This is a genomic window from Acinetobacter sp. RIT698 (assembly GCF_009668065.1).
In the GTDB taxonomy this organism is placed as follows: Bacteria; Pseudomonadota; Gammaproteobacteria; order Pseudomonadales; family Moraxellaceae; genus Acinetobacter; species Acinetobacter guillouiae.
This window is the reverse complement of sequence record NZ_WJYH01000021.1, coordinates 1-24,999: the sequence shown is the minus strand read 5'-3', so window position 1 is coordinate 24,999 and position 24,999 is coordinate 1. Positions and strand designations below refer to the sequence as shown.

At 38.8% G+C, this 24,999-nt stretch carries 18 protein-coding genes; 12 read left to right on the top strand and 6 right to left on the bottom strand.

All coding sequences use genetic code 11. From position 1 onward, the window contains the following. Positions 1–240: 240 nt before the first annotated feature. Together GJV03_RS10975 and GJV03_RS10970 are read right to left on the bottom strand one after the other, a co-directional pair. Positions 241–1,458 (bottom strand): acetate kinase, encoded by a 1,218-nt coding sequence (locus GJV03_RS10975; protein WP_034610100.1) that lies wholly within the window; start codon positions 1,456–1,458, stop codon positions 241–243. Positions 1,459–1,874: 416 nt separating this feature from the next. Beyond that, positions 1,875–3,140 (bottom strand): glutamate-5-semialdehyde dehydrogenase, encoded by a 1,266-nt coding sequence (locus GJV03_RS10970; protein ID WP_004726553.1) that lies wholly within the window; start codon positions 3,138–3,140, stop codon positions 1,875–1,877. Positions 3,141–3,443: 303 nt separating this feature from the next. On the opposite strand from GJV03_RS10970, the gene GJV03_RS10965 reads away from it, so the two are divergent. After that, complete coding sequence (locus tag GJV03_RS10965; protein ID WP_154130089.1) at positions 3,444–4,790, top strand: alpha/beta hydrolase; 1,347 nt, start codon at positions 3,444–3,446, stop codon at positions 4,788–4,790. Between the two features lie 120 nt (positions 4,791–4,910). Here the strand turns inward: GJV03_RS10965 and GJV03_RS10960 are convergent, their stop codons facing one another. Together GJV03_RS10960 and nagZ are read right to left on the bottom strand one after the other, a co-directional pair. After that, a complete protein-coding gene (locus GJV03_RS10960; protein WP_004726557.1) occupies positions 4,911–5,756 on the bottom strand; it encodes a class I SAM-dependent methyltransferase in 846 nt (281 codons plus the stop codon). A gap of 240 nt (positions 5,757–5,996) precedes the next feature. After that, positions 5,997–7,016: a beta-N-acetylhexosaminidase gene (gene nagZ, locus GJV03_RS10955; protein WP_004726559.1), complete on the bottom strand. Its 1,020-nt coding sequence runs from the start codon at positions 7,014–7,016 to the stop codon at positions 5,997–5,999. 196 nt (positions 7,017–7,212) lie between these two features. Here nagZ and GJV03_RS10950 point away from each other — a divergent pair, with 196 nt between their 5' ends. The 10 genes from GJV03_RS10950 (at position 7,213) to GJV03_RS10905 (ending at position 22,084) form a co-directional block, all read left to right on the top strand. Continuing rightward, positions 7,213–9,396 carry a carboxy terminal-processing peptidase gene (locus GJV03_RS10950; protein WP_004726561.1) on the top strand — a complete coding sequence of 728 codons (2,184 nt, stop codon included), beginning with the start codon at positions 7,213–7,215 and terminating at the stop codon, positions 9,394–9,396. 210 nt (positions 9,397–9,606) lie between these two features. Next, positions 9,607–11,682, top strand: coding sequence for an EAL domain-containing protein (locus GJV03_RS10945; RefSeq protein WP_154130088.1), 2,076 nt, complete (start codon positions 9,607–9,609; stop codon positions 11,680–11,682). Between the two features lie 327 nt (positions 11,683–12,009). Further along, positions 12,010–13,599, top strand: coding sequence for a peptide chain release factor 3 (locus GJV03_RS10940; RefSeq protein ID WP_004723253.1), 1,590 nt, complete (start codon positions 12,010–12,012; stop codon positions 13,597–13,599). A 140-nt stretch (positions 13,600–13,739) separates the two neighbouring features. Further along, entirely contained in the window at positions 13,740–14,507 is a 768-nt protein-coding gene (locus GJV03_RS10935; RefSeq protein WP_154130108.1) for a hypothetical protein, read from the top strand. Positions 14,508–14,733: 226 nt separating this feature from the next. Further along, entirely contained in the window at positions 14,734–15,708 is a 975-nt protein-coding gene (locus tag GJV03_RS10930; RefSeq protein ID WP_154130087.1) for an RsiV family protein, read from the top strand. Beyond that, complete coding sequence (locus GJV03_RS10925; protein WP_154130086.1) at positions 15,708–16,529, top strand: TatD family hydrolase; 822 nt, start codon at positions 15,708–15,710, stop codon at positions 16,527–16,529. The genes GJV03_RS10930 and GJV03_RS10925 overlap by 1 nt, the downstream gene beginning before the upstream one ends. A gap of 113 nt (positions 16,530–16,642) precedes the next feature. Further along, a complete protein-coding gene (gene acnA, locus GJV03_RS10920; protein ID WP_154130085.1) occupies positions 16,643–19,402 on the top strand; it encodes an aconitate hydratase AcnA in 2,760 nt (919 codons plus the stop codon). 136 nt (positions 19,403–19,538) lie between these two features. Continuing rightward, positions 19,539–20,300 carry a tRNA threonylcarbamoyladenosine dehydratase gene (locus GJV03_RS10915; RefSeq protein WP_034609779.1) on the top strand — a complete coding sequence of 254 codons (762 nt, stop codon included), beginning with the start codon at positions 19,539–19,541 and terminating at the stop codon, positions 20,298–20,300. A 99-nt stretch (positions 20,301–20,399) separates the two neighbouring features. Next, a complete protein-coding gene (locus tag GJV03_RS10910) occupies positions 20,400–21,509 on the top strand; it encodes a DUF695 domain-containing protein (RefSeq protein WP_154130084.1) in 1,110 nt (369 codons plus the stop codon). Positions 21,510–21,574: 65 nt separating this feature from the next. Continuing rightward, a complete protein-coding gene (locus GJV03_RS10905) occupies positions 21,575–22,084 on the top strand; it encodes a hypothetical protein (RefSeq protein ID WP_154130083.1) in 510 nt (169 codons plus the stop codon). Positions 22,085–22,111: 27 nt separating this feature from the next. Here GJV03_RS10905 and GJV03_RS21490 read toward each other — a convergent pair whose 3' ends face one another. Beyond that, complete coding sequence (locus GJV03_RS21490; protein ID WP_171501852.1) at positions 22,112–22,249, bottom strand: hypothetical protein; 138 nt, start codon at positions 22,247–22,249, stop codon at positions 22,112–22,114. A gap of 103 nt (positions 22,250–22,352) precedes the next feature. On the opposite strand from GJV03_RS21490, the gene GJV03_RS10900 reads away from it, so the two are divergent. Then, the gene (locus GJV03_RS10900) at positions 22,353–23,243 is read left to right on the top strand and encodes a LysR family transcriptional regulator (RefSeq protein WP_154130082.1); all 891 of its coding nucleotides are present in this window, start codon (positions 22,353–22,355) and stop codon (positions 23,241–23,243) included. Between the two features lie 78 nt (positions 23,244–23,321). Here GJV03_RS10900 and dusA read toward each other — a convergent pair whose 3' ends face one another. Next, entirely contained in the window at positions 23,322–24,326 is a 1,005-nt protein-coding gene (gene dusA / locus GJV03_RS10895; RefSeq protein WP_154130081.1) for a tRNA dihydrouridine(20/20a) synthase DusA, read from the bottom strand. Positions 24,327–24,999 lie beyond the last annotated feature (673 nt).

Below are 24,999 nucleotides of genomic sequence, written 5' to 3'. Positions count from 1 at the left end.
TGGATAAATTGAAGATGAATATCTCCAATCATCTGTTTCACTCAACATCTTTTTAGTGGTGTATACAGTGATCGCAAAACGATATTCATCTACAAGACTGGTTTATATATTTATGCCAGCTTAAACGATTACAAAACAGCTTTATATCAAAAATCTGGTCAAGATCATTTTTAATAACGAGCTTGAGTATACTGCTATTTCAACATGTATACCCAAAGCTCGTACAAGACTTACGACGGCTTAAGCTGTCGCAATATCAGATTCAGGCTTTTTTGCGGCCTGTTGTACCTCGTGTTCTACAACATGAACAGTTTCTTTAGCAATACGACCTTCTTCATCAGTTGGTATTACCCAAATTTGAGGACCTGTTCCAGCATCAATTCGACCTTCTGTACCACGTTTTAAACCGTCATTCTGTTCTTTGCTGAGGTTGAAACCGAAGTGTGGTAAGTAAGCAATCGTTTTTTCACGAATATAGGCAGAATTTTCACCAATACCGCCTGTAAAGAATAAACCATCGATACGCGGTAAACCGCAGCTTAATGCCGCAAGTGATTTGGCTAGACGATAACAGAATACTTCAATCGCCAAAGTCGCATCTTCATTGCCTTGTTCTGAAGCTTCAATCAAGGTACGCATATCATTTGAAAGATCTGATAAGCCCAGTAAGCCTGATTCACTGTTCAGCATTTTATCAATTTTATAGATGTCCCAGCCTAGATTTGAAGCAAGGAAGCTATGAATACTTGGATCAACATCACCACTACGGGTACCCATGACCACGCCTTCAAGCGGAGTGAGACCCATGGATGTATCGACACTTTGACCATTCCAGATAGCACAAGTTGAACTACCATTGCCTAAGTGTGCTGTTAACCAACCGCCATGTTTGTAGCTACCCGCAAGTTCAGAACCACGTTCAGAAACATAGGCATGACTGGTGCCATGGAAACCATAACGACGAACATTATGTTGTGTATACAGGAACTTTGGTAAAGCATAACGATATGCATGTGCAGGCATGGTTTGATGGAATGCTGTATCAAATACTGCAACTTGCGGTAATTCAGGGAATAGACGCATTGTCGCATCGATACCGACCAAATGAGCTGGGTTATGCAGCGGCGCAAGTGGTGTTGCTTCACGAATTTTTTCTACAATTTCAGGCGTCAATAACTCAGCTTTGGTTAAGGTACCGCCATGAACAACACGGTGTCCAATGGCTTGAGGTTTATACTGTGATAAACGACCTAAGATGGTTTCTAAAGCTTTTTCATGGTCTGCATAGGGAATTGAAAGCTCAAGCGGTTGATTGCCTGCCGTGATTCCTTTAATACGTGCATCAGCAGAGCCTAGGTTTTCTGCTAAACCAAAGATTCGATCTTCACGACGTTCAGAAACAAGCGCATATTTGATTGATGAAGATCCGCAGTTAATTACTAATACTGATGTAGACACGTTTGAATACCCGAAATTATAATTTAAAAAAGTCATCCTGATTGATCTGATTATGCTTGTTTATAAAGGGCAAATTAGATCAGCAGTCATGTTGTACCATGTGTAGTTTTTTTGTCCTAGATAGACTTTAGGTGATTAGACTTTTGGACTATCGACCTGATATTGATTAATAATTAATATTTATCAATTGATTGTTAAAAATTATCACTCATTGTTGTTTTAATCTATCAGCATTATATAGTTTCTTGTAAATAATCTTGTCCTATCCAAAGGTAATCTTTACGTCTTTCTAAAAGACAAGCACATATTTTTTATCAAAATTTTAAATTGATTGATGTTTTTACTGTGTATTAAAAATAAAAAAATCAGCACTTATGTTTGAGATAAATGCTGAGTCGAGTTATTCAAGCTTGGAATCAATGACGAATTTGACCATCACCTAAAACAATCCATTTTTGCGAGGTTAAACCTTCAAGACCGACTGGGCCACGGGCATGAATTTTATCCGTAGAAATACCAATTTCAGCACCTAAACCATATTCGAAACCATCAGCAAAACGCGTTGAAGCATTGACCATGACTGAGCTTGAATCTACACGGGTCAAGAATTGACGCGCTAAGCTAAAGTTTTCAGTGATGATTGCATCGGTATGATGTGAGCCATATTTGTTAATATGTTGAATGGCTTCTTCAATCCCCGTCACAATTTTCACTGCCAAGATTGGGCCTAGATATTCTTCATACCAATCTTCTTCACTGGCTGGTTTTACAGCATTGCCTAAGATTTTTTGAACATTGATACAGCCACGTAATTCAACGTTTTTTTCTGCATAAAGCTCAGCGATACGGGGTAAAAACTCTTCCGCAATTTTTTCATCAACCAACAATGTTTCCATTGCATTACACACACCATAACGATGTGTTTTTGAGTTTAATGCGATAGGAAGTGCTTTATGTAGATCTGCCTGCGCCTCAACAAAAACATGGCAGTTTCCATCAAGATGTTTAATCACAGGAATGGTTGCTTCATTGGTAATGCGTTCAATCAAGCCTTTACCGCCACGAGGTACGATAACATCGACATACTCAGACATGGTAATCAATTGACCCACGGCAGCACGGTCAGCGGTGTTAATCACTTGTACACAAGTTTCAGGTAAGCCCGCTGCTTTTAAACCATGTTGAATGGCTTCAGCAATTGCTTGATTTGAATTCAATGCTTCTGAGCCACCACGTAAAATGATGGCATTGCCAGATTTTAACGCAAGTGAGGCGGCTTCAAGGGTAACGTTTGGGCGTGATTCATAAATCATACCGACCACACCTAAAGGCACGCGCATTTTACCAATCTGAATACCTGTTGGACGGAAAGCAAGATCCGTGATTTCACCAATCGGATCGACAAGGCTGATGACATCTTTTAAGCCTTGTAACATCCCTTTAAAGCGCGTGGGGTTGAGTTCTAAACGATCAAGTAAAGCACTATCCAATTGATTGTCACGACCTTTGCTCATGTCAATTTGGTTGGCGGCCAAGATTTGCGGTTGACTATTTTCCAAAGCAGTATAAATCGCAGATAAGGCATTATTTTTTGCAAGTGTAGTTGCGCCTGCCAAAACACTAGCGGCTTGGCGTGCTTGCTTCCCTACAGTTTGCATATACTGTTCAATTGAGTCTTGCATAGCAGTTTATTTGATCATTAAAAATTTCCCTTTGATAGTAGCAGTCTAAGTAAAGCCAAGGAAGTATTTCACTGAAATAAACTTATTTTGCAGCATTGAAGCGTTAAATATCTTGCAAAATCTTTTGCCATTTAAACTGGATAAACGGTCAATTTAGCGATTGCGTATAAATCACACATCTGTAAGAATGAAACAATAAGGACATTGATGTGATACAGAATTCATGCGTATCACGAATTTGAAAGAATAATGCGGGTCAAAATCTTGCATATTAAAAGAATAAAGCAAGGATGGAGGAAGGATATGAATTCCATTATCCAAATGGACACAGAATCACACCAATCTTTATCAAGCTTTGGTTTTTTCGACATATACCACAAAAACAGTTTTAAGCAGGAGCCAAGAACAACTTGGATTGATGGCTGGAAAATTGAGTATATGGCGATCGCAGATCCACGAACAATTCACAATACACCGATTGTGATTGTGGGCGGAGCGTTCCAAAACTTTAACTCATATAAGTATTGTGTTGAGCAGTTCTTTGAAAGTGGCCCAGTCATTTTGATTGATTTACCCTCTATGGGCGCCAATCAACAAATCACCAATATCGACTCTGGTTTATCTGCGGGGACATTAGAATTACCTGATCTTTCTCGTATGTTGGGGCAGTGGCTTGATATTGTGGCGATTGAAAAGGTTGCCGTGGTGGGGATTTCTTTAGGTTCTGTGATTGCTTCATTTTTTGTTGATCAACGCCCTGAACTGGTCGAAAAAATGATCTTGATGGGGGTGATGCAAGAAACCCGTAAAAGCTGGCGCATGCTGTTAGAAGAATCATTGATGTTGATGAAAGAGCAACGTATGGGCGAGTTTGGTCAGGCCGTGATTTTGTATTTAGTCAATCATGCCAAGCTTGATAAAACGCGCATGTCGCCCACAGCCAAAAGATTGTTCTTTAAGCAAATGGCTGAGTTTTCAAATACTGAACAAGAACGTTATGAAATCAATTGTAATCGTCTATTGCGGTTAAGCCATGTACCGGTTCCTCAAGTGAATACACTGGTGGCATGTGGTCAATACGACAGTTTTACCTTACCTCATGAAAATGCAAACTTTGCTTTGCAATGCCCAGATATGCAGTTTGCAATGATTGCCAATGCCGATCATGTTCCACAATTACAACGTCGTAAAGAAACCATGACTTTATTCACCACTTACTTAAAGGGTGGGTCGATCCAAGGACTGGATGGTATTGTCAATTTCACACGGGAACAAATGCAGCATATAGAGCGTCGTGGTGAAAATCGTATTCAAGTGCTTGATCCACATCGTCAGTTGACACATCGCCATTCAAATAAAGTGATTCAGGTTGACGTGGTTGATTTAAATTACTTTGGTTTATTGATGCGTTTTGATCATCAACAAGATTTAGCTTTTGTAAATCAACATACCCGTGATTTGGCTTTAAATTTAAGTGATGATGAAGGTGAGTTTGCGATTGAATGTTTGATTTTTGAAACCTCAGTAGCTGGTGTTCGCGCACTATTTAAGCATGGTAGTTTTGAAAATGCAGATCGCTTATTACGGTTTATTGCACGCCAGACTCAAGCAGTGCAGTTATGTATAGCGCAAGAAGGCGCGGTGGCTTAAGCTTTTGATATATTGATCTGTTAAAAAACCAGTCTTTTTGGACTGGTTTTTTTATTTCTAAGAATTGAAGTATTTAAATCTCGAAGTGTTTACGTTTCGAAATATCAATAAATGATTACTTTAGCGTTGTGCATCAATCATCCACACCAAATCACCTAGATGTTCTTCAGTATTGTATTCAGTTGAATCTGTATTGAAATAGACACGGGGCTGAATCACTTCAACTTTTTGAAAACCAGCTTGGTAGATAAAATTTCTGACTTGTTCTGGTGTGACAAAGTGAAAAGTAAAAGCACTTCGTGACATGACTTTTAACAGCTTGCTGCTGTTCCAAATCACTTTTGCCAATTTATTTTTTACCGGTTCAGGGTAAAGGTCGGTGAGATAATGCAGACTGTTAAAGTCTTGCCCATAATGGGCAATCGATTGAATCAATTGTTGTAACAGTTCTTTGGTGAAGTAGTTAATTAAACCTTCACTGATCACGACAAGTGGCCGTTGTGGATCAAATACTTCAAAGGCTTTTTTAAAATCCTCTGTAAATAAGTCGACAGACAACACATCTGGGCTATTGTGATCAATTTGCTTAAGCGCCGTTTGCTTGGTTTTTGCCATATCGGGTAAATCTAATTCACGATAATCAATCAAGGGATAATGTTGCCTAAACCACCAGCCTCTTGGTGACAGTCCAGCGGCTATTTCCAATACTTGTAAGTCAGGAGACTGTTCAATCAGTTCAGCTAAACGCTCATCCAACATGGTATGACGTTGCTTGAGTGTGGTACGCATACTGCCACCGACATATTTTTCTCCCCAACTTTCTATTGGGTGGGCAATCATAGCCAAAGTTTTACCTTTGGATGTGGCAAATAAGGGATGAGAAATGCCCATTTGATACCAAATATAGCCTGTGTAATGGGCTGTAAATGAAATATGGCGGTGCTTGGAAAGTTGCTGGTCTGACATAGTTATCCTTAACTTTTATTTTTTCTAATGGGGTCATGATGAAAAGCAATTAAAACACGACTAAAAATTTAATTTTGCTTCGTCGTCTTTTTTGATCCTTTGCTATCCTCCATTTGAAAGGAGGATAGCTTAAATCTCTTTAATCATTAAAGGCTTAAAATTTGCCCCCGCTTGTCATCAAGAGGGGCAGGGAAATTGAGTCATTTAGCGCAATATCCTAAGGATATCTCTCTATTGGTTTTAAAGTGAATTTTTAAATTCTTCAATGACTTTTTTGACAGCTTGCCATTCATGTCCAAGATCAAATGTTTCACCAATGCTGATCTGAGGAATTTTGCCACGCATACGTTCTAAACGTGCTTGATTTGGCAAAGGTAGGTTTTCTATCCCAGCCAATGCAATACATGCCGATTCACGGTTATTGCACACCAAGCCCATATCACAACCTGCGTCGAGGGCAGCACGGATACGTGCATCTGCTCCACCTGCAACACAAGCTGCTTGCATGCTTAAATCATCCGAGAACAACACACCATCAAATTGAAGTTCTTGGCGTAAAATCGTTTGAATCCAGTAAGGTGAAAAACCAGCAGGATTTGGATCTACTTTTTCATATATGACATGTGCAGGCATAAGTGCATCCAGCTGGGTTTGTAGCTGAATAAAACTTTGCATATCATTGTTATAAATGTCTTGGTATTCACGTGGATCAATTGCTGCAGCAACATGAGAATCTGCTTTCACAGAACCATGTCCAGGAAAGTGTTTTCCTGTGCTTGCCATACCTGCACGTTGCATTCCTTTCATAAATGCGCTGGCAAGCGGCACAATATCTTGTACATTTTTTGCAAAGGCACGATCGCCAATTACATCACTAATGTCATTCAGATCTAAAACAGGTGCAAAACTAAAATCAATCCCCACTGCAAGCACTTCAATTGCCATGAGCCAACCACATTGTTCAGCCAAGGTTAAGGCTTTTTCAGGTTGAGTTAAGTAAAGCTCACCAAAATGCCCCATGGCTGGTAGTAGGGTAAAGCCTTGTTTTAGACGTTGTACTCGTCCACCTTCTTGATCAACGGCAATAAGAATGTCGGGGCGAATTTGGCGCATATGATCGGTTAAAGCGCGAACTTGAGCGGGTGATTCTATATTTCTTGAAAATAAAATCATGCCACCGACTTGCGGAGTTTGTAATAGTTCAATATCTTCTTGAGTAAGTTCTGTGCCTGCAATATCAAGCATCAATGCGCCGATCATAGGAATCCACGGTTGTATTTATATAAACTGGGAAACAATACCCGATTTCTGCAATGATTTGCTACACTTACTCAGTACAGATTATGCTAAAACTACACAACATAAACAGATAAAGTCGTTTAAGATATTGAAACTGTTGAGTTCAGATTGAAAAACGATATAGAAATTGGAAAACCCAAGGAAGTATTAAGAATTTATGAAAATTCAAACTCTCGCTTGCGCTATAGCACTTGCAACAGGTGGTTTATTCTTTACTCATACCATCAATCAGGCAATGGCGGAAACCAATGCTACAAACGTGTCTCAATCGATTCATCCTTCACAAGATCAAGCCTTAGTGACACGTCAACTTGCAACATTGATTGACCGTCAGCATTATTTGAATATGCGTTTAGATGCAAATACATCAAATCGTATTCTAGACATGTATATTGATAGCCTTGATCCAGAGCACACCTTATTTTTAGCTTCAGAAATTGAACAATATAAAAAGCAATATGGTGCAACACTCGGCGCAAAATTAAAAGCAGGCGATTTGTCTGGACCATTTGCGATTCATGCGCATTATCGTGCACGTTTAAAAGAATTTTATGAATTTGAATTGGCTGAACTTAAAAAGACCCAGAACTTAAATCAGCCAAATGAATTTATTGATGCAGATCGTGAGAAAGCTGAGTTCTTTGCCAGCAAAGCCGAGTTGCAAAACTATTGGCGTAAGATGCTGGTGTCGCAATTAATCAATCTCACTATTGCTAAGCAAGAAGATCAAGCCAAACAAAAAGCATTAAAAGATGATCCAACATTGGCTAATGGTCAAGATTTGGCAGCGTCAGAAGATCTTACACCTGTTCAAACACTTACCAAGCGTTATACCCGCCAACTAGAGCGTATCGGTAGAACCAAGAGTGATGACGTACTGGAACGTATCCTCAATGCAATGACCTTGACCTACGATCCACACAGCAATTATTTCCCACCTGTTGATGCTATGGAGTTGAATCGTCAAACCACCTTACAACTTGAAGGTATCGGTGTTTCGATTCGCCCTGAGCGTGGTAATGAAGACTATACCAAGATTGAAACCATTGTAGATGGTGGGCCTGCAAGTAAGACCGGACAGGTCAAATCTGGTGATCGCATTATTGGCGTTGCACAAGATGGCAATAAAATGGTCGACGTGATTGGTTGGCCAAGTTCTGAAATTGTTGGCTTGATTCGTGGTAAACGTGGCACCAAGGTGTCAGTGAAATTGTTGGCTGCGGGCGCTTCTATGAGCCAAGCACGAGTTGTGACCATTACTCGTGATGTGATTCAAGAAGAAGATGCCGGTGTGCGTTCACGTACTGTAGAGCTAACACGTGATGGTAAAAAACATAAGTTTGGTGTTTTAGAAATCCCATCTTTCTATCTGAACTATCGCGCACGTCGTGCAGGGACTGAATACCGTTCTGTTTCAGAAGATACCAATAAAGCATTGAAGTCACTTGCAGCACAAAATGTTGAAGGGATTATTATTGATTTGCGTAATAACCCCGGTGGTTCTTTAGAAGAAGTTGCCAAAATGATTGGGCAAGTGATTAAAGAAGGCCCAGTGGTTCAAATCCGTGATGGTAACGGCAATGTGAGTGTGTTTGAAGACACTGATGGTGGTGCGCAAACTTATTCAGGTCCTTTGGCTGTTTTGGTTAACTTAGCATCTGCTTCTGCCAGTGAAATTTACTCTGCTGCCTTACAAGATTACGATCGTGCTGTAATTTTAGGAAGTACGACCACGGGTAAAGGGACTGCGCAAGTTCAATTGGATAGTCTTGCCTATGGTCAAGCAACCTTAACGCAACGTAAATTCTACCGTGTGACTGGTGGTAGCACCCAAAACAAAGGAGTGATTCCAGATATCAAACTGGTGGATATTTATGATGAAGAGTTTGGTGAGCGTAAAGCTAAAAATGCTTTGAAATGGGATACGATTCCGACTGCACCGTTTAAACGTGAAGGTTCAATTCAACCGTATGTGGCACAGCTTGGTGAAAAATCAAAAGTTCGTGCGGCAGGTGATCCACAGTTCCAATATTTAGAGACGCGTAAAGCGATTGCTCAAGAAACTAAAGATCAGAAACGAATCTCTTTAGATATCGATAAACGTAAAGCAGATTTGGTGGCGCTTGAAGCAAGAACATTGGCTGCGGAGAACAAGCGTCGTACTGAAACAGGATTAAAGCCATATTCAAATTGGGAAAGTTACCAAGCAAGTTTGGATGCATTGGCTGAATCGAGAGCAAAAATGAAGGTAAACCAACGTCCGTCATTGCCTGAGGAAGAGACCTTTGTGAATGAGGCTGCCAATGTTCTGTTAGATTTGGCACATCTAACAAGTAAATAACTAAAAATTCTATTTAGGTAAAATAAAAAAGCATATCTCGGATATGCTTTTTTTATTTCGATTCAAAAAATAACTTGACGTTCAATAGGATAGTGATATTTTAAGTAAAACGAACGTTCTTTAAAAAAGGTGAACCTTCTCGCAATTTTGCGTTGTATATATAGAGGTTGCTTATAACAAAAATAGGTTCATTACTGGAAGTAAATTTTTATGAGTTATATGAGTTATGATAGTAATCTCGTAATAGGTTCTGCATGTATTGCAGTTATCATCTGTTACGTAGCTATTTCATTAGAACAACTCATATTTACCCAACATACCCCCCGCCTACAGAAAATTATCTTGTGCTTAAGTGGCATGGTTTTTGGCTTCGCGATTTGGGCAATGCACTTTGTCGGAATGTTGGCTTGTGATCTACCACAAGGTTATTCCTTTGATCTAACATTAACCGTGATTTCCTATATTATTGCCGCATTGGCTTCGACTTTTGCGATATGGTTGACCACTCAAGAAACCTTGCCGATTGTACGGTTGATTTTAGGTGGGTTGTTGATGGGACTGGGAATTTCAGGGATGCATTATATTGGCATGCTGGGATTAACTATTCCAAATCAACAAGTTGATTATGATGCTATTTTGGTGATGCTCTCTGTCATCATTGCAATTAGTGGTTCTGGCTTGTCTTTCTGGCTCGCATTTAAATATAAGAATTCTTTTAACCATAAGATGCTTTATAAAATTGCTGTATCGATCATGATCGCTCTCAGTATTGTGGGAATGCATTATATCGGTATGGCAGCAGCAACGATCTCATCGGTGCATGACCATCATTTTGGAAGTCAATTACACGAAGGGCAAGGTATTTTATTGTTTACCATTATTTTTGTAGCGAGTTTAATACTTGTTTCTGCTTTTTGTGTGGCGATTTTAGAACGAAGATTAGAAGAACGTAGTTTACAGTTATTACAAGCCAATAAAGAGCTTGAAGACTTAGCACTTCAAGACAATTTAACTAAACTTCCAAACCGATTATTTCTAGTTGAATATACTGATGCTTTATTTTTAGATTATAAGGATATCCAGTCTAAAATTGCTTTTATTTATATTGATTTAGACCGCTTTAAATCTGTTAACGACGCATTTGGTCATCATATCGGTGATGAGCTTCTGGTTAAACTCGCCCAGCGTTTATATCCGTTACTTAAGGATGGGCAAAGACTCACTCGTATTGGTGGAGATGAGTTTATTCTGATTCTGGAAGATTCTAATCGTAATGAAGCTGAAGAGATTGCCGAATTGTTCTTACAAAAAATACAAGATGGTTTTCAAATCTCAGGTAAAGAAATTAATATTTCTGCCAGTATTGGCATCGTATTTTTCCCCGACCACGGGCAGAACTTACAAGATTTATTGATCAATGCTGACTCCGCCATGATGCAATCTAAAGAGCAGGGGCGTAATACTTTTAGTGTTTATAGCAGTTCATTAGACCAACAACACCAAAGTCGAAGTCAATCTAAACTCATTAACGATTTATATAAAGCAGTAGAAGAACAACAATTTATTCTATTTTATCAACCTAAATTCACAGCCGACTACCAAATTTGTGGGGTAGAGGCTTTAATCCGTTGGAAGCATCCAACCCTAGGTTTACTAGCCCCGAGTATGTTTATTGATGGCGCTGAGCAAACCGGTCTGATTATTCGTATGGGCTATTGGGCCTTAGAGAAGGCATGTAAGCAAATTCAAGAATGGGAAGATAAAAAATATGCTTTTGGTCCCATCGCCGTAAATCTTTCAGCTGTACAATTTGAACATAAGCATTTGATTGAAACTTTAGAAAAATTAATTCAAAAATACCATGTCAAAAATGGTAATTTAATTATTGAGATTACTGAATCTACAGCGATGCATCATATTGATGACAGTATTCAAACCTTTGAGAAATTAAGAAATTTAGGTATTCGACTGGCAATTGATGATTTTGGAACGGGGCATTCGAGTTTCTTGTATTTAAAAGATTTACCGGTAGACGAATTAAAAATCGATCGAGAATTTATCCGTAATTTGTGTGAAGGTTCAAAAGAACAAATCATTTTAGAAAGTATTATTCATTTGGCGATTCGTTTGGGTCTGGTGGTGACGGCAGAAGGCGTTGAAACTGAACAGCAGGCGCAGATTCTTAAACGTTTAGGTTGCCAGCAATTACAAGGTTATTTGTTAGGCATGCCGTTACCTGTAGACCGTTTGGAAACCAATTATAGTATGGTTAAAGCCATACCTTAAATATAAAAATATTCAGCAAGCTAAAGACTTACTACTATCATTCAAAAGAGGTTTAAGCTGAGCTTAATCGCGTTTTACTTAACCATCATCACTGTATATTGAGATCTACGTTGATCTTTAAAACGATTTGCTTATCGTCCGTATCGCTCATCCTCTTTCTAGCATTTTTGCTATGCCTGCGCGATCAAAGTGCTTAATCATATAGCAACAATCGTTAAAAACGACGCTAAATCTGATACAATATCGCCAATTTTTGAATTCCCATTTTCCAGTTCAAGTACATATTTATAAATGTGTACATAACTGTGTACATATTGTAGATTTTTTATGTTTAAAGATGAATTAGCTGCGCAAGTCGCTCAGCGACGTACCTTCGCTATTATTTCCCACCCCGATGCTGGTAAAACGACAATGACAGAAAAACTGTTGTTGTGGGGTAAAGCAATCCAAGTTGCAGGTATGGTTAAAAGTCGAAAGTCAGACCGTTCTGCGACATCTGACTGGATGGAAATGGAAAAAGAGCGTGGTATTTCGATTACCACCTCAGTCATGCAGTTCCCTTATAAAAATCATGTCATCAATTTACTTGATACACCAGGACATGAAGACTTTTCTGAAGATACCTATCGTACTTTAACTGCCGTTGACTCAGCATTGATGGTGATTGATGGTGCAAAAGGGGTTGAGGAACGGACCATCAAATTGATGGAAGTGTGTCGTATGCGCGATACCCCGATCATTTCTTTCGTCAACAAAATGGACCGTGAAATCCGTGAGCCATTAGAATTGCTTGATGAAATTGAAAACGTGCTTAAAATCCGTTGTGTGCCGATTACTTGGCCATTGGGTATGGGACGTGACTTCGCTGGTGTATATAACATCATTGAAAATAAGCTTTATGTATATAAAGCGGGTTTTGGTTCGACCATTACAGATATTGAAATCCGTGATGGCTATGACTATCCAGACATTCGTGAAAAAGTAGGCGATTTGGCCTTTGCTTCATTTGAAGAATCTTTAGAATTGGTACAAATGGCGAATGATCCACTTGATCCAGCGGAATTTTTAGCAGGTCGTCAAACACCAGTGTTGTTTGGTACAGCGTTGGGTAACTTTGCGGTTGACCATGTATTAAATGCATTTATTCAGTGGGCACCACAACCAAAAGCACATCCAACACATGAACGTACTGTTGAAGCAACGGAAGAAGGCTTCAGTGGATTTGTATTTAAAATCCAAGCCAATATGGACCCAAAACACCGTGACCGTATTGCCTTCATGCGTATCTGTTCAGGTAAGTATGAGAAAGGTTTAAAGATGAATCATGTGCGCATTGGTAAAGATGTACGTATCAGTGATGCATTGACATTCCTTGCCGGTGAGCGTGAGCAACTTGAAGAAGCTTGGCCTGGCGATATCATTGGTTTACATAACCACGGTACGATCCAGATTGGTGATACATTCACTTCTGGTGAAAAACTCCATTTTACGGGGATTCCACACTTTGCACCTGAAATGTTCCGCCGTGTACGTTTAAAAGATCCATTGAAATCTAAACAATTGCAAAAGGGTTTAAAAGAGCTTTCAGAAGAAGGTGCAACGCAGGTGTTTATGCCGCAAATTAACAATGACTTGATTGTTGGGGCTGTAGGTGTACTTCAGTTTGATGTGGTGGCGTATCGTTTGAAAGAAGAATACAAAGTAGATTGTATTTATGAGCCAGTCAACATCAACACAGTGCGTTGGGTTTCTTGTGATGATGAAAAGAAATTTAATGAATTTAAGAAAAAGGCACATGACCAACTTTCTGTCGATGGTGGTGGGCATTTAACTTATCTCGCACCAAGCCGAGTGAATCTACAATTAATGCAAGAGCGTTATCCGGATATTCAATTCCGTTCTACACGTGAGCATTAAGTTCAGCTAACTTATTGCAAAATGTAAAAACAGCTTCCTTGTGAAGCTGTTTTTGTATCAAAATACAATGCTTTTTGTCCAAAGGGATTTATGCAGTGCAATTTTCAAAAAAAATAATTTCAGTGCTTTGCTTAAGTACAATGGTTTTGGTTGCATGTGATTCTAAAAAAGATCAGGACAAAGATGGTTCTGTATTACAACCCAAACAAGAAGCCGCTGAAGTCTTACCTTATTTAAATATTCAAGAAACCAAAGCTGATTATGCCTTACCGTTTTGTGAAAAGAACAATTGCATTGAAATTGATATTCAAACCATTAAAACCCAAGACAATTGGTTAAATCAGTGGATTGCAAATAGTCAGTCCAAGGTGATTCAGGCACAGATTGATTTAAAACAGAACATGACCTTACAACAGGCCATTAATGCTTTTGTCAAAAAGTCAGATACTTGGCAGGAAGAATTCCCGAAAAATAAAGCCTTTGAACTGCATATGCAAACGCGTATGGCTTCACAACGTAATCAGTATGTTTTGTTGCAAGTTTCAGTCAATAGTTTACAAGCCGATGTCAGTATCAAAGAACGACAATACTTTTTTGTTGCTGACCGGAAATTGAAGAAAAGCTTAAGTATTTTAGATGTGATTGATGCTAAGCATCAGAACCAGCTGAATACTTGGGTCCAAGAAAAATATGCGGAATGGTTGGAAAAGCAAAATAGCGATGTGAAAAAAAATGCGCCTAAAAAATTATATTGGGGGCAAGCCGATTGGTTCTTTGATGGTGAAGGTGTTGGGTTACATTATCGCGCCAATGAAATTGTCGAAGATGGTACCCAGTTGGATATTTATTTGAGTAAAGAACAGACGCAAAAAATACTTAAGCCTGAAGTGTATCAACGCATGTTCTAAGGTGTATTCTGATCATTCTGCCAATTTTAGCGGGATTCTAAAGCAGAGCGGTTAAGATCATTGGTCCTTGTTGAATTGACTCAGCGATCAATAAACTAGGGCCATGTATTGCAATAACGCTTCAATTTTCATACAAATTTTGATTGAGGATTTGTATAGAGAAGAATAGGCTAATGAATATAGAGATTAAAAAATCTTGGCTTGATTCGTTGGATAGGTTTGTGAAATGTTAAATCAAAAAAGTACTTTAGCGCTTTCAATTCTGGTGATCACTTTAGGGTTAACTGCATGTCAAAAATCTGACTCGAAAAAAGCAGAACCAACAGTTGATCAAAGTGCTGCATCTCAAGTGCCTGATACATCAATGTTATTACAGGGCGATACAGAAAAAGTAAAATTGACACTACCTGAATGTAATGGCAATACATGCCCTGAGTTTTCTATAGAAAGACTAAAAAGCAATCAGGCTTTTGTAGATGAAACGATTGATCAAGCGATTCTTGATAATCTGGATAAAATGCTGGATATCGCGCAATTGAGTAAAGCAAAAAAAGATGCAGATCAGCAACAAACGGCTTCACAAGCTTCAGCAAGTGAGGTGCAAGCCAATAAAACCCCTGTTCAGCAATTGCAAGAGCGTGTACAACCTTATGCAAATTCATTTCTTGAGATGGATAAAGAGCTTAAAACATTAGGGGCAAGTGGCCAGATCACGATTAGTTTAAGTCCTAAAATTTTAAACGCAGATAAACCCTTAGCGACGGTGGTATTAAATACCAGTAGTTATTTAGGCGGTGCACATGGGGCATCTGCGCAAACCTATTTTAACTTTGATTTGGTGAGTAAAAAACAAGTTGGCTTGGATCAAATCATTGAAGCTAATCAAAAAGCTAAATTTGAAAAATTGGCACATGATGCATTTAAAACTTGGGTTATCGATTCAAAACTTGCTGAAAGCGTCAATGAATATGAACAGGCGTGGAAGTTTACATTATCAGACAATTTCTATTTGGGTAAACAAGGTCTGATTTTACAATATGGTGAATATGATATTGGACCTTATGTTGTTGGCTTACCGCGTTTGATGATTCCTTACGATCAGTTAAAAGGCGTGTTGAAAAGTCAATATTTCCCAGCGGAGATGCAAGTTGATCAGCCAAGCAGTTCTGCACCTGTTGCAAGTGGGAACGCGAAATCCTAATGTCTTGGCCTTTGTTTGATACACATACGCATTTTGATGTTCCTGATTTTGATCTGGATCGGGAACAATTGGCGTATCAAGCAAAAAAGGTGGGTGTAGAACATTTGATTTTGATTGGGTTTCTATATGAACGCTTTCAAGATTTGATAGACACTCAGCAATTTTTAAATCAGCTAAATAATGCGCCCCGTAGCCATCTTGCGCCGGGGTTGCATCCCTTTTATATCGAACAACACCGTCTAGAGCATTTAAATGCTTTGGAAAATATACTGAAAACTGAAGCTTGTATTGCAGTAGGTGAAATTGGCTTAGACACGTTTCTTAAACAGCATAAACAAGCTGAGATTTTTCAAAAACAACAAGATTTTTTTTCAGCCCAAATTGAACTTGCCCAACAATACGATAAACCCATTCTTCTACATATTCGTAAGTCACATGCTGACGTGCTTGCAATGTTGAAACAGCACCAGTTTAAACATGGTGGTATTGCACATGCTTTTAGTGGGGGAATAGAAGAGGCAAAAGCCTTTATTAAATTAGGCTTTAAACTAGGTGTCACAGGACAAATTACCAATCCAAATGCCAAAAAACTGCATGCAGTTGTACAAGCGGTTGGTGCGCAACATTTAGTGCTAGAAACCGATTGCCCAGATATGACACCACTGTGTTGCCAGACATCTGACCAACAGCATACCCGTAATACACCAGTGAACTTGCCTTTTGTCTTGGCGGGTTTAGCTGAAAGTTTGGCAATGGATCAAGCAACATTGGCAGGGATGTTGTGGAAAAATTCACATGAATGCTTACATATAGCGATGTAAATTTGAATAAAAATAACCAATCAACAACACCTAAAATAAATATTTGTCTTAGATTTAAACAAGTACTCCAAGTAGCCAATAAGAAAGTTAACGCCAAGCTGGAGGTTCAACCAATGGCAAAATATGGTCATATCAATCGTTTAAATTCTCTACAAGACTTAACTGTAGGGGATACAAGATATAAAATTTTTAATTTAAAACAGGTTCAAGCGAGTTTAGGTGATATTTCAAAATTGCCTAAATCACTCAAAGTATTATTGGAAAATTTACTTAGATTTGAAGATGATCAAACCGTGAGGCAAAGCGATATTCAGGCGATTGTCGATTGGCAAAAGAATAAAACTTCAGATCAAGAAATCCAATATCGCCCTGCACGGGTCTTGATGCAAGATTTTACTGGCGTACCTGCTGTGGTAGATTTGGCTGCGATGCGTGCAGCTGTACAGAAAGCCAATAAAGATCCCAATTTAATTAACCCGTTATCTCCAGTAGATTTGGTCATTGACCACTCTGTGATGGTGGATCACTTTGGGACAGATCATGCCTTCGATGAGAACGTCGAAATTGAGATGCAACGTAATGGAGAACGTTATCAATTCCTCCGTTGGGGACAGTCTTCTTTTGATAATTTTAGTGTGGTACCGCCCGGAACAGGGATTTGCCATCAAGTCAATTTGGAATATTTAGCTCAAGCAGTGTGGCTGGGTGAAAGTGATGGTGAGGTATTTGCATTTCCAGATACCTTAGTCGGTACAGATTCACACACCACAATGATCAATGGTTTAGGTGTATTGGGTTGGGGCGTGGGGGGAATTGAAGCCGAAGCGGCCATGCTTGGACAGCCGATTTCAATGCTGATTCCAGAAGTGATTGGTTTTAAATTGACAGGGAAATTGCGTGAAGGGATTACCGCAACGGATTTGGTTTTAACCATTACTCAGATGCTACGTAAAAAAGGCGTGGTGGGTAAATTTGTTGAATTTTATGGTGATGGGTTGGCATTTTTGCCTCTTGCAGACCGAGCAACCATTGCCAATATGGCACCCGAATATGGTGCAACATGTGGCTTTTTTCCGATTGATGAAATCACTCTAGGGTATATGCGTTTAACGGGTCGTAAAGAAGACCGTATTGCATTGGTTGAGGCTTATTGTAAAGAACAAGGTCTATGGCGTCATACAGGGGATGAACCTGTATTTACAGATGTGCTTGCTTTGGATATGGGAACCGTTGAAGCAAGTGTTGCTGGCCCGAAACGTCCGCAAGATCGAGTGGCATTGCCTGATATCCCACAAACTTTTAGTGCCTTAATGGCGCTGGATCTTAAGCCAGCTAAAGGTGAAGAAAAAGAACGTTTAGCCAATGAAGGTGGTGCAGGTACAGCAATTGATTCAAAACAGTCTGCTTTACAAAATGAAGAACCGCATTGTGTGATTGACGGTAAGCGCTATCCATTGACGGATGGTGATGTGGTGATTTCTGCGATTACTTCATGTACCAATACATCTAATCCAAGTGTGATGTTGGCTGCGGGTTTGTTGGCAAAGAAAGCCATCGAAAAAGGCATTCAACGTAAGCCATGGGTGAAAAGCTCTCTTGCACCAGGCTCTAAAGTGGTAACCGATTATTTAGAAGCGGCAGGGTTAATGTCTTATTTAGACCAGTTGGGCTATAACCTCGTTGGTTATGGTTGTACCACATGTATTGGTAATTCAGGACCTTTACCTAAACCGATTGAAGACGCTATTCAGTGCCATGACCTGAATGTTGCGTCGGTACTTTCAGGCAACCGAAACTTTGAAGGGCGGGTACATCCACTGGTAAAAACCAATTGGCTTGCATCACCGCCTTTGGTGGTTGCGTTTGGTTTATTGGGTACCATTCGTAGTGACATTACCAGCACAGCATTAGGGCACGATCAACAAGGTCAACCAGTATATCTCAAAGACATTTGGCCGAGTCAAATCGAGATTGATGAGGTGCTGCAAAAAGTTAATACAGCGATGTTCCATAAAGAATATGCGGCAGTTTTTGATGGTGATGAAAAATGGCAAGCAATTCAAATCCCTGATTCTGAAACCTATGAATGGGATGAAAACTCAACGTATATTCGTCATCCTCCGTTCTTTGAAGGTATTGATCAACCCGCGAAACCAATTAAAGATATTCTTAATGCAAATATCTTGGCCGTTCTTGGCGACTCAGTCACAACAGATCATATTTCTCCTGCGGGGAATATTAAGAAAGACAGTCCAGCAGGTCGTTATCTAGAAGCGCAAGGTGTCGATCAAAAGGACTTTAACTCTTATGGATCTCGTCGTGGTAATCATGAAGTGATGATGCGAGGAACCTTTGCCAATATTCGTATTAAGAATGAAATGCTCAATGGCGAAGAGGGTGGTAATACCCTCTATATCCCGACAGATGAGAAGTTAGCCATTTACGATGCTGCGATGAAGTATCAGCAAGATGGCACGCCGTTGGTCATCATTGCAGGTAAAGAATATGGTACAGGTTCATCACGTGACTGGGCAGCGAAAGGCACCAACCTTTTAGGAGTAAAAGCGGTGATTACTGAAAGTTTTGAACGAATCCATCGTTCAAATCTAGTTGGTATGGGGGTTTTACCGTTGCAATTTGTGGATGGTCAAACTCGTCAATCACTGAACTTAACTGGACATGAGCAACTGTCGATTTATGGTCTTTCTGATGACATACAACCGCATGAAACTTTAGATGTGGAAGTTAAACGTGTCGATGGTTCAATAGATCGTTTCAAAGTGTTATGCCGTATTGATACTTTGAATGAAGTGGAATATTTTAAAGCAGGTGGTATTTTGCATTATGTGCTGCGTAATTTAATCGCTTCATAGTCTAATCAACAAATCACAATATATTTCAGTTCTCCAAGCCCTGTATAGAATGCAGGGCTTTTTTTATTGTGTTGGAGCAAGACACGCTGTTGATAAATGAGTAAAATAGCGGGGTATTTTTGAGTTGATACTAGACATGACTGAACTTTTCCAAAATGATGAATATGAGCGCCGTTTTGCAGGCGTAGCCAAAATTTACGGAGAAGAGACATTCAATCACTATGAAAAAAGTCATGTCATGGTGATCGGTATTGGTGGGGTTGGCTCATGGGCGGTTGAGGCCTTAGCACGTACAGGGATTGGCGAGTTAACACTGGTCGATATGGATTCAGTGGCTGCTTCAAATATCAACCGACAGCTGCCTGCAATGACCTCTACTTTAGGCCATGAGAAAATTGAAGTGATGGCGGAACGTTGCCGTTCAATTAATCCTCGGATCAAGATCAATTTGATTGATGATTATCTCAGCCCTGACAATGTGAAAGAAATTTTAGAAAATGTTCCCGATATTATTTTAGATTGCATCGATGACGTTAAGGCAAAATTTGCACTCATGCTACATTGTCGTTTTAATAAAATTCCTTTGATTGTTTCGGGTGGGGCAGGCGGTAAGCTTGATCCTTTAAAAATTCGTGTTGCTGATTTATCTAAAACGGAACAAGATCCGATGCTTGCAAAATTACGGAGTCAATTGCGCGCCAAAGGCATTTGTAAGAAACCAAAAGAAAAATTTGGCATTACTTGTGTGTATTCAATTGATAATCCTTTTTCCAGTGCTGATGTGTGTGCGAGTGCAGGCTTGCGTTGTGGTGGATATGGTTCGGCTGTGGTGGTGACTTCTAGTTTTGCGATGGTCGCCGTTGCAGAAGTGTTGAAAAAGTTAGATCGGATCAAATAAGCGCTTGGTATTTTTAAGTAAAAGTTTAGATGCATTTAAAAATCATAAAAATTCAGTTAAATTAATCTGAAATAAACGCAATAACAGAGAACAATCAAAATGAGTTTTTTCAAAAAGTTATTTGGAAAGCAAGAACAACAAATACAAATCAATCGAAACCGCTATGCTGAATTTTGGCAATGGTTTGAGCAGCATCAACAGGATTTCCATCGTATTGTGGATGAGTTAAATCAAGATACGATTCAGGCGGATTTCTTTGATAAATTATCGCCTGAATTGGCCAAAGTTCATGGTGGAATTTTTTTCCTTACCGGGATGCTTGATCCAAAAACAGCTGAACTGATTTTAACGCCAGATGGTGTTGTGGCAAACATTGTATTTGTAGAGGAGTTGGTGGCAGCAGCCCCTGAAATTCCCGGCTGGAAATTTACCGCACTTAAACCAGCAAGTGATATTCAGCAAACCAGTATTGGTATGCATGGTCACGAATTTAGTCAAAAAACGCTATCGTTTTATTTAAAAGACCATGAAGAATACCCAGATGAAACTGATCTCGTGGTGGTGCATGATCAATATAATGAAGCTCAAAAAGCTGAATTCTTACAAGCGGTTTATATCTTTTTGGATAATTATTTGGGCGAATATGATTCGATCACAAAGCTAGATCAAGTTTCGCTACAGTTCAGACAAGATGCTGAAAAAGAATTAATGCCTATCGATCGTTTAAAGAATATTTTAATTTTAAAGAACAGTGAAATTTCTCGCTTAGACAAAATAACCCGTACAAGTACTGATGACGATGAGTATATCAGTTTGGAGGGGGAGACCAATGAAGGGCTACCTTTGGTGGCGATCTTAAACAGTACTCTTTTAACATGGGATCAAAAGGCTTCTCATCCGTGGATGCTGCTGGTAGAAATACCTTATGCTGGTCAGAACTCAAGTGGTATGCCGTCTGCAACAGATTATGAGTTGCTTAATGAGATTGAAGAAGAATTATTAAATGAGCTAAAGGATTTTGAAGGATATTTAAATATTGGACGAGAAACCGGTAATAACTTAAGAACCATGTATTTTGCTTGTAAAGAGTTTAGAAAACCCGCCAAAGTTATAGATCAGGTTGTTGAAAAATATCAGAACAACTTTGAAATCGATGTCAGCCTATTTAAAGATAAATATTGGCGTTGTTTAAATAAGTTTGGTCGTTAACTATGCTGAAAAGTCGCTTGAAATGCGCTATAGCATTCATACCATAGACATGGACAGCTTAGAGAATGAAGCGGCTTTTTAATCGACCTATCCCCGATCTTAAAATAACCCTATTGGCGATCCTGTTGATTGGCGGAATTGGATATTATCTTTATTCAACGGTTCGTCATTTTCAGGCGGTCAACCAATTGGATGAAGCTAAAACGACAATGCGTGATATACAGAACTTGTTGGGATGGTCAATCCTTCAACCTCAAGCGGATGTAATTCAAGTCTGTAATTTGCAAAATATCCAACAGATCAGCAAACAAGAAGAGTTTCAAAAGATCAAGCAACTGTTGGGCTGGAATGTCAATATTCAACAACACAGCAAATATGTTGAAAGCATAAAAGTATATGCTGCGCCTGATTTACACGGCTGTATTATACGTGCTCATTTTCGAAAAGACGCCTTTGTAAGTGATGATCTTGCTGGCAAATATATTACTTACCAATATGATTTTAAAAAAAACACCACAACATGTGTCACCAATATAAAAAAGTATGCTTTAGTGAAATCTTGCATGCGCTTGTAAAAAACATACTTTATCTGTTCCGCTTAATCAGTCCTGTAAATAAATAAACTCAGGCTGTCGGGGCGATTTACCTGTTTGTTTTGCGATAAAACCATCATAAAGATTGAGTAAAACAACAGCGCAAATAATACAAATAAAAACCAGTAATTGTTTGGATATGCTCATGCTATTTCTCTCTGATCTAAGTCACTTTAAGTAAAGTCTAGTGAAATTAAACAATCTAATCTAATATAGAAAAAATCATGATTGATCTAATTTTGAGATGAATATGGCGACATTCAAACAATTTAATTATTTGATTAGAATCGTAGAGGAAGGTGGTTTTATTGCAGCTTCTGAAAAGCTGTTTATTGCCCAATCAGCTTTAAGTCGTCAGATCAAGCTTTTAGAGGACGAAGTAGGATTTGAAATTTTTGACCGTAGTGATAAAAAAATAAAACTCACTCAAGCCGGGCAGTTCTTTTATGCCCAAATTAAAAATAATTTACTGAACTTAGATCATATTATTGAAAATGCTAAAGATATTGCAGATGGAAAAAATCGACTCATCAAAATTGCACACTCAAGTAGCATTAGCATGAGCTTAGAAAAAGTTAAAGTATTTGATCAAACCTCAAAGTATCTCAATGTTAATTTCGAGATCAACACCTTGTCATCTGAAGACCAAATTCTTGCACTGATGAAAGGAAATATTGATGTTGGTTTTATTCGCCCACCTGTCTTAAATCGCTTAGATGAGTTATATGCAACCACGCTCTACCCTGAGCCCTTATACGTTGCACTTCATCAAAATCATATTTTAGTTTCAGAACGCAGTATTAAAATCCAACAGTTAAAGCATGAAAATTTTGTTTCTACACCACATACAGAACGGGGCGGTTTAAGTTATTTGGTTGCAAACCTATGCTTAAGTGCTGGTTTTTCTCCAAAGAAAGCGGCGGTTCAGTCCCGTAAAATTTCACAATTGCAATTGGTGGCTGCTGAAATTGGAATTTGTATTGTTCCTGAAGAATTTAGACATATTCTGCCTAAACAGGTAAGACTGATTGCTTTGGATGCAGAAAATGCATGGTCTGATGTTGTGATGGTCTGGAGTAAAAATGCAGATGGTGTCATTCAGCGATGTACTGAATACATGATCAAACAGTTTCAACGATGATCTTTAAAGACCATCGTTTGATTGAAAAGATAGCTGTGGATTAAGATTGTATTGAATCGTAGAAATTTTCAGTCGTGATCAGACAGACTGTTCTCGAATATAATCCTCTGTACGCTTCATTGCTTCTTTAATATTGATAATGGCATTTTCAACATCTGCAAATGTTTTGGCATTACCGCCACTTAAAGCCTGACGCCATTTACGCGCACCGGGAAGATTTTGGAATAAGCCTAAAATATGGCGTGTAATAATCGATAGAGGTGCGCCTTCTTGCATACGTTTGGCAATATAAGGCAGCATTTGATCGATAATATCAAAGCGATCAGGTAAGTCTAAGTTCCAGAGTTGACCTAATTCTGCCAAGAGGTAAGGGTTGTGATAAGCCTCACGACCAATCATGACCCCATCAACATGCTTTAAATGTGTTTGCGTTTCAGCGAAAGTTTTAACCCCACCATTGATCTCGATCAGCAACTCAGGACGCTCTTGTTTTAAACGATACACATCTTCGTAGCGTAGTGGCGGAACATCGCGGTTTTCTTTTGGTGATAAGCCTTGAAGCAGAGCAATACGGGCATGTACGATAAAATTATCACATCCAGTTTTCGCAACTGTATCGACAAAATGTAGCATCTCTTCATAAGATTGCATGTCATCTATACCGATGCGGTGTTTTACTGTGACTGGAATATCAACTGCATTACGCATTTCAGCAATACATTCTGCAACCAAATCAGGCTCTGCCATTAAGCAGGCACCAATCTTATTGTTTTGTACACGGTCACTTGGGCAGCCCACATTTAAATTGATTTCGTCATAACCCCAGTCTTGAGCCATTTTGCTACAAGTTGCAAGATCTTTCGGATTTGAACCACCGAGCTGTAGAACAATCGGATGTTCTTCATGGTTATAGTCCAAATGACGATTTGCTCCGCCATAGATGATGGCACCTGTGGTGACCATTTCTGTATAGAGGATAATATTGGGGTTAAACAAACGTGCAAAGAAACGATAGTCACGAGTTGTCCAATCCATCATCGGAGCGACCGAAATACGAGGCGTTAAAGATTGGAGCTCAGACATACAGTCAACCTGAAAAAAGATAGAAAAAAAGCAAGTGCGGATTATACGTGCTTTATTTTAAAATCAATAGCCATACTCAAAAGATAGAATTTGTAAACCAGATTAAATTTTTGATTCTGATGGTGATTTTTAGGCGTGACAAAATTTTCCTTAAGAAATAATTTAGAGAAATCAGAATATTGGGTTGGGAAGAGATAAAACAAAAAATCATGAAATTTACAGCAATTCAATTTACGTATGTACTAAGGATTAAGCTGGTTAAAAATGCAGTGAACTTAGAAAAGAATTTCGATTTGAAACGAATTCTTTTATATATTACCGTTAGTGTGATCTACTTTAAATGATTGAAACTATAAAAATGAGTAATTGCTAGAGAAATACTGGCATTATTCATATTCAGGCGAACTCTACCCGTTTGTAGGCTTTAAAATCTACACCTAGATGTGATTTTCGCTATGGAGGTAGATACATTAACATAATTTTTCTTAAGTTTTTCTTCATCATAACATGGAAACATTATATTTGTATTGTGAACAACTGGATGTCATCCACTATTATAAAAAATTAAACTTCTCATTAACGAACTATATTGAATTTCATATGCTGAAAATAGTTATTTTTATAATTTCAACAATTATATTGTTAATTTAGGTAACCAAAAAGTTTTGCTGTA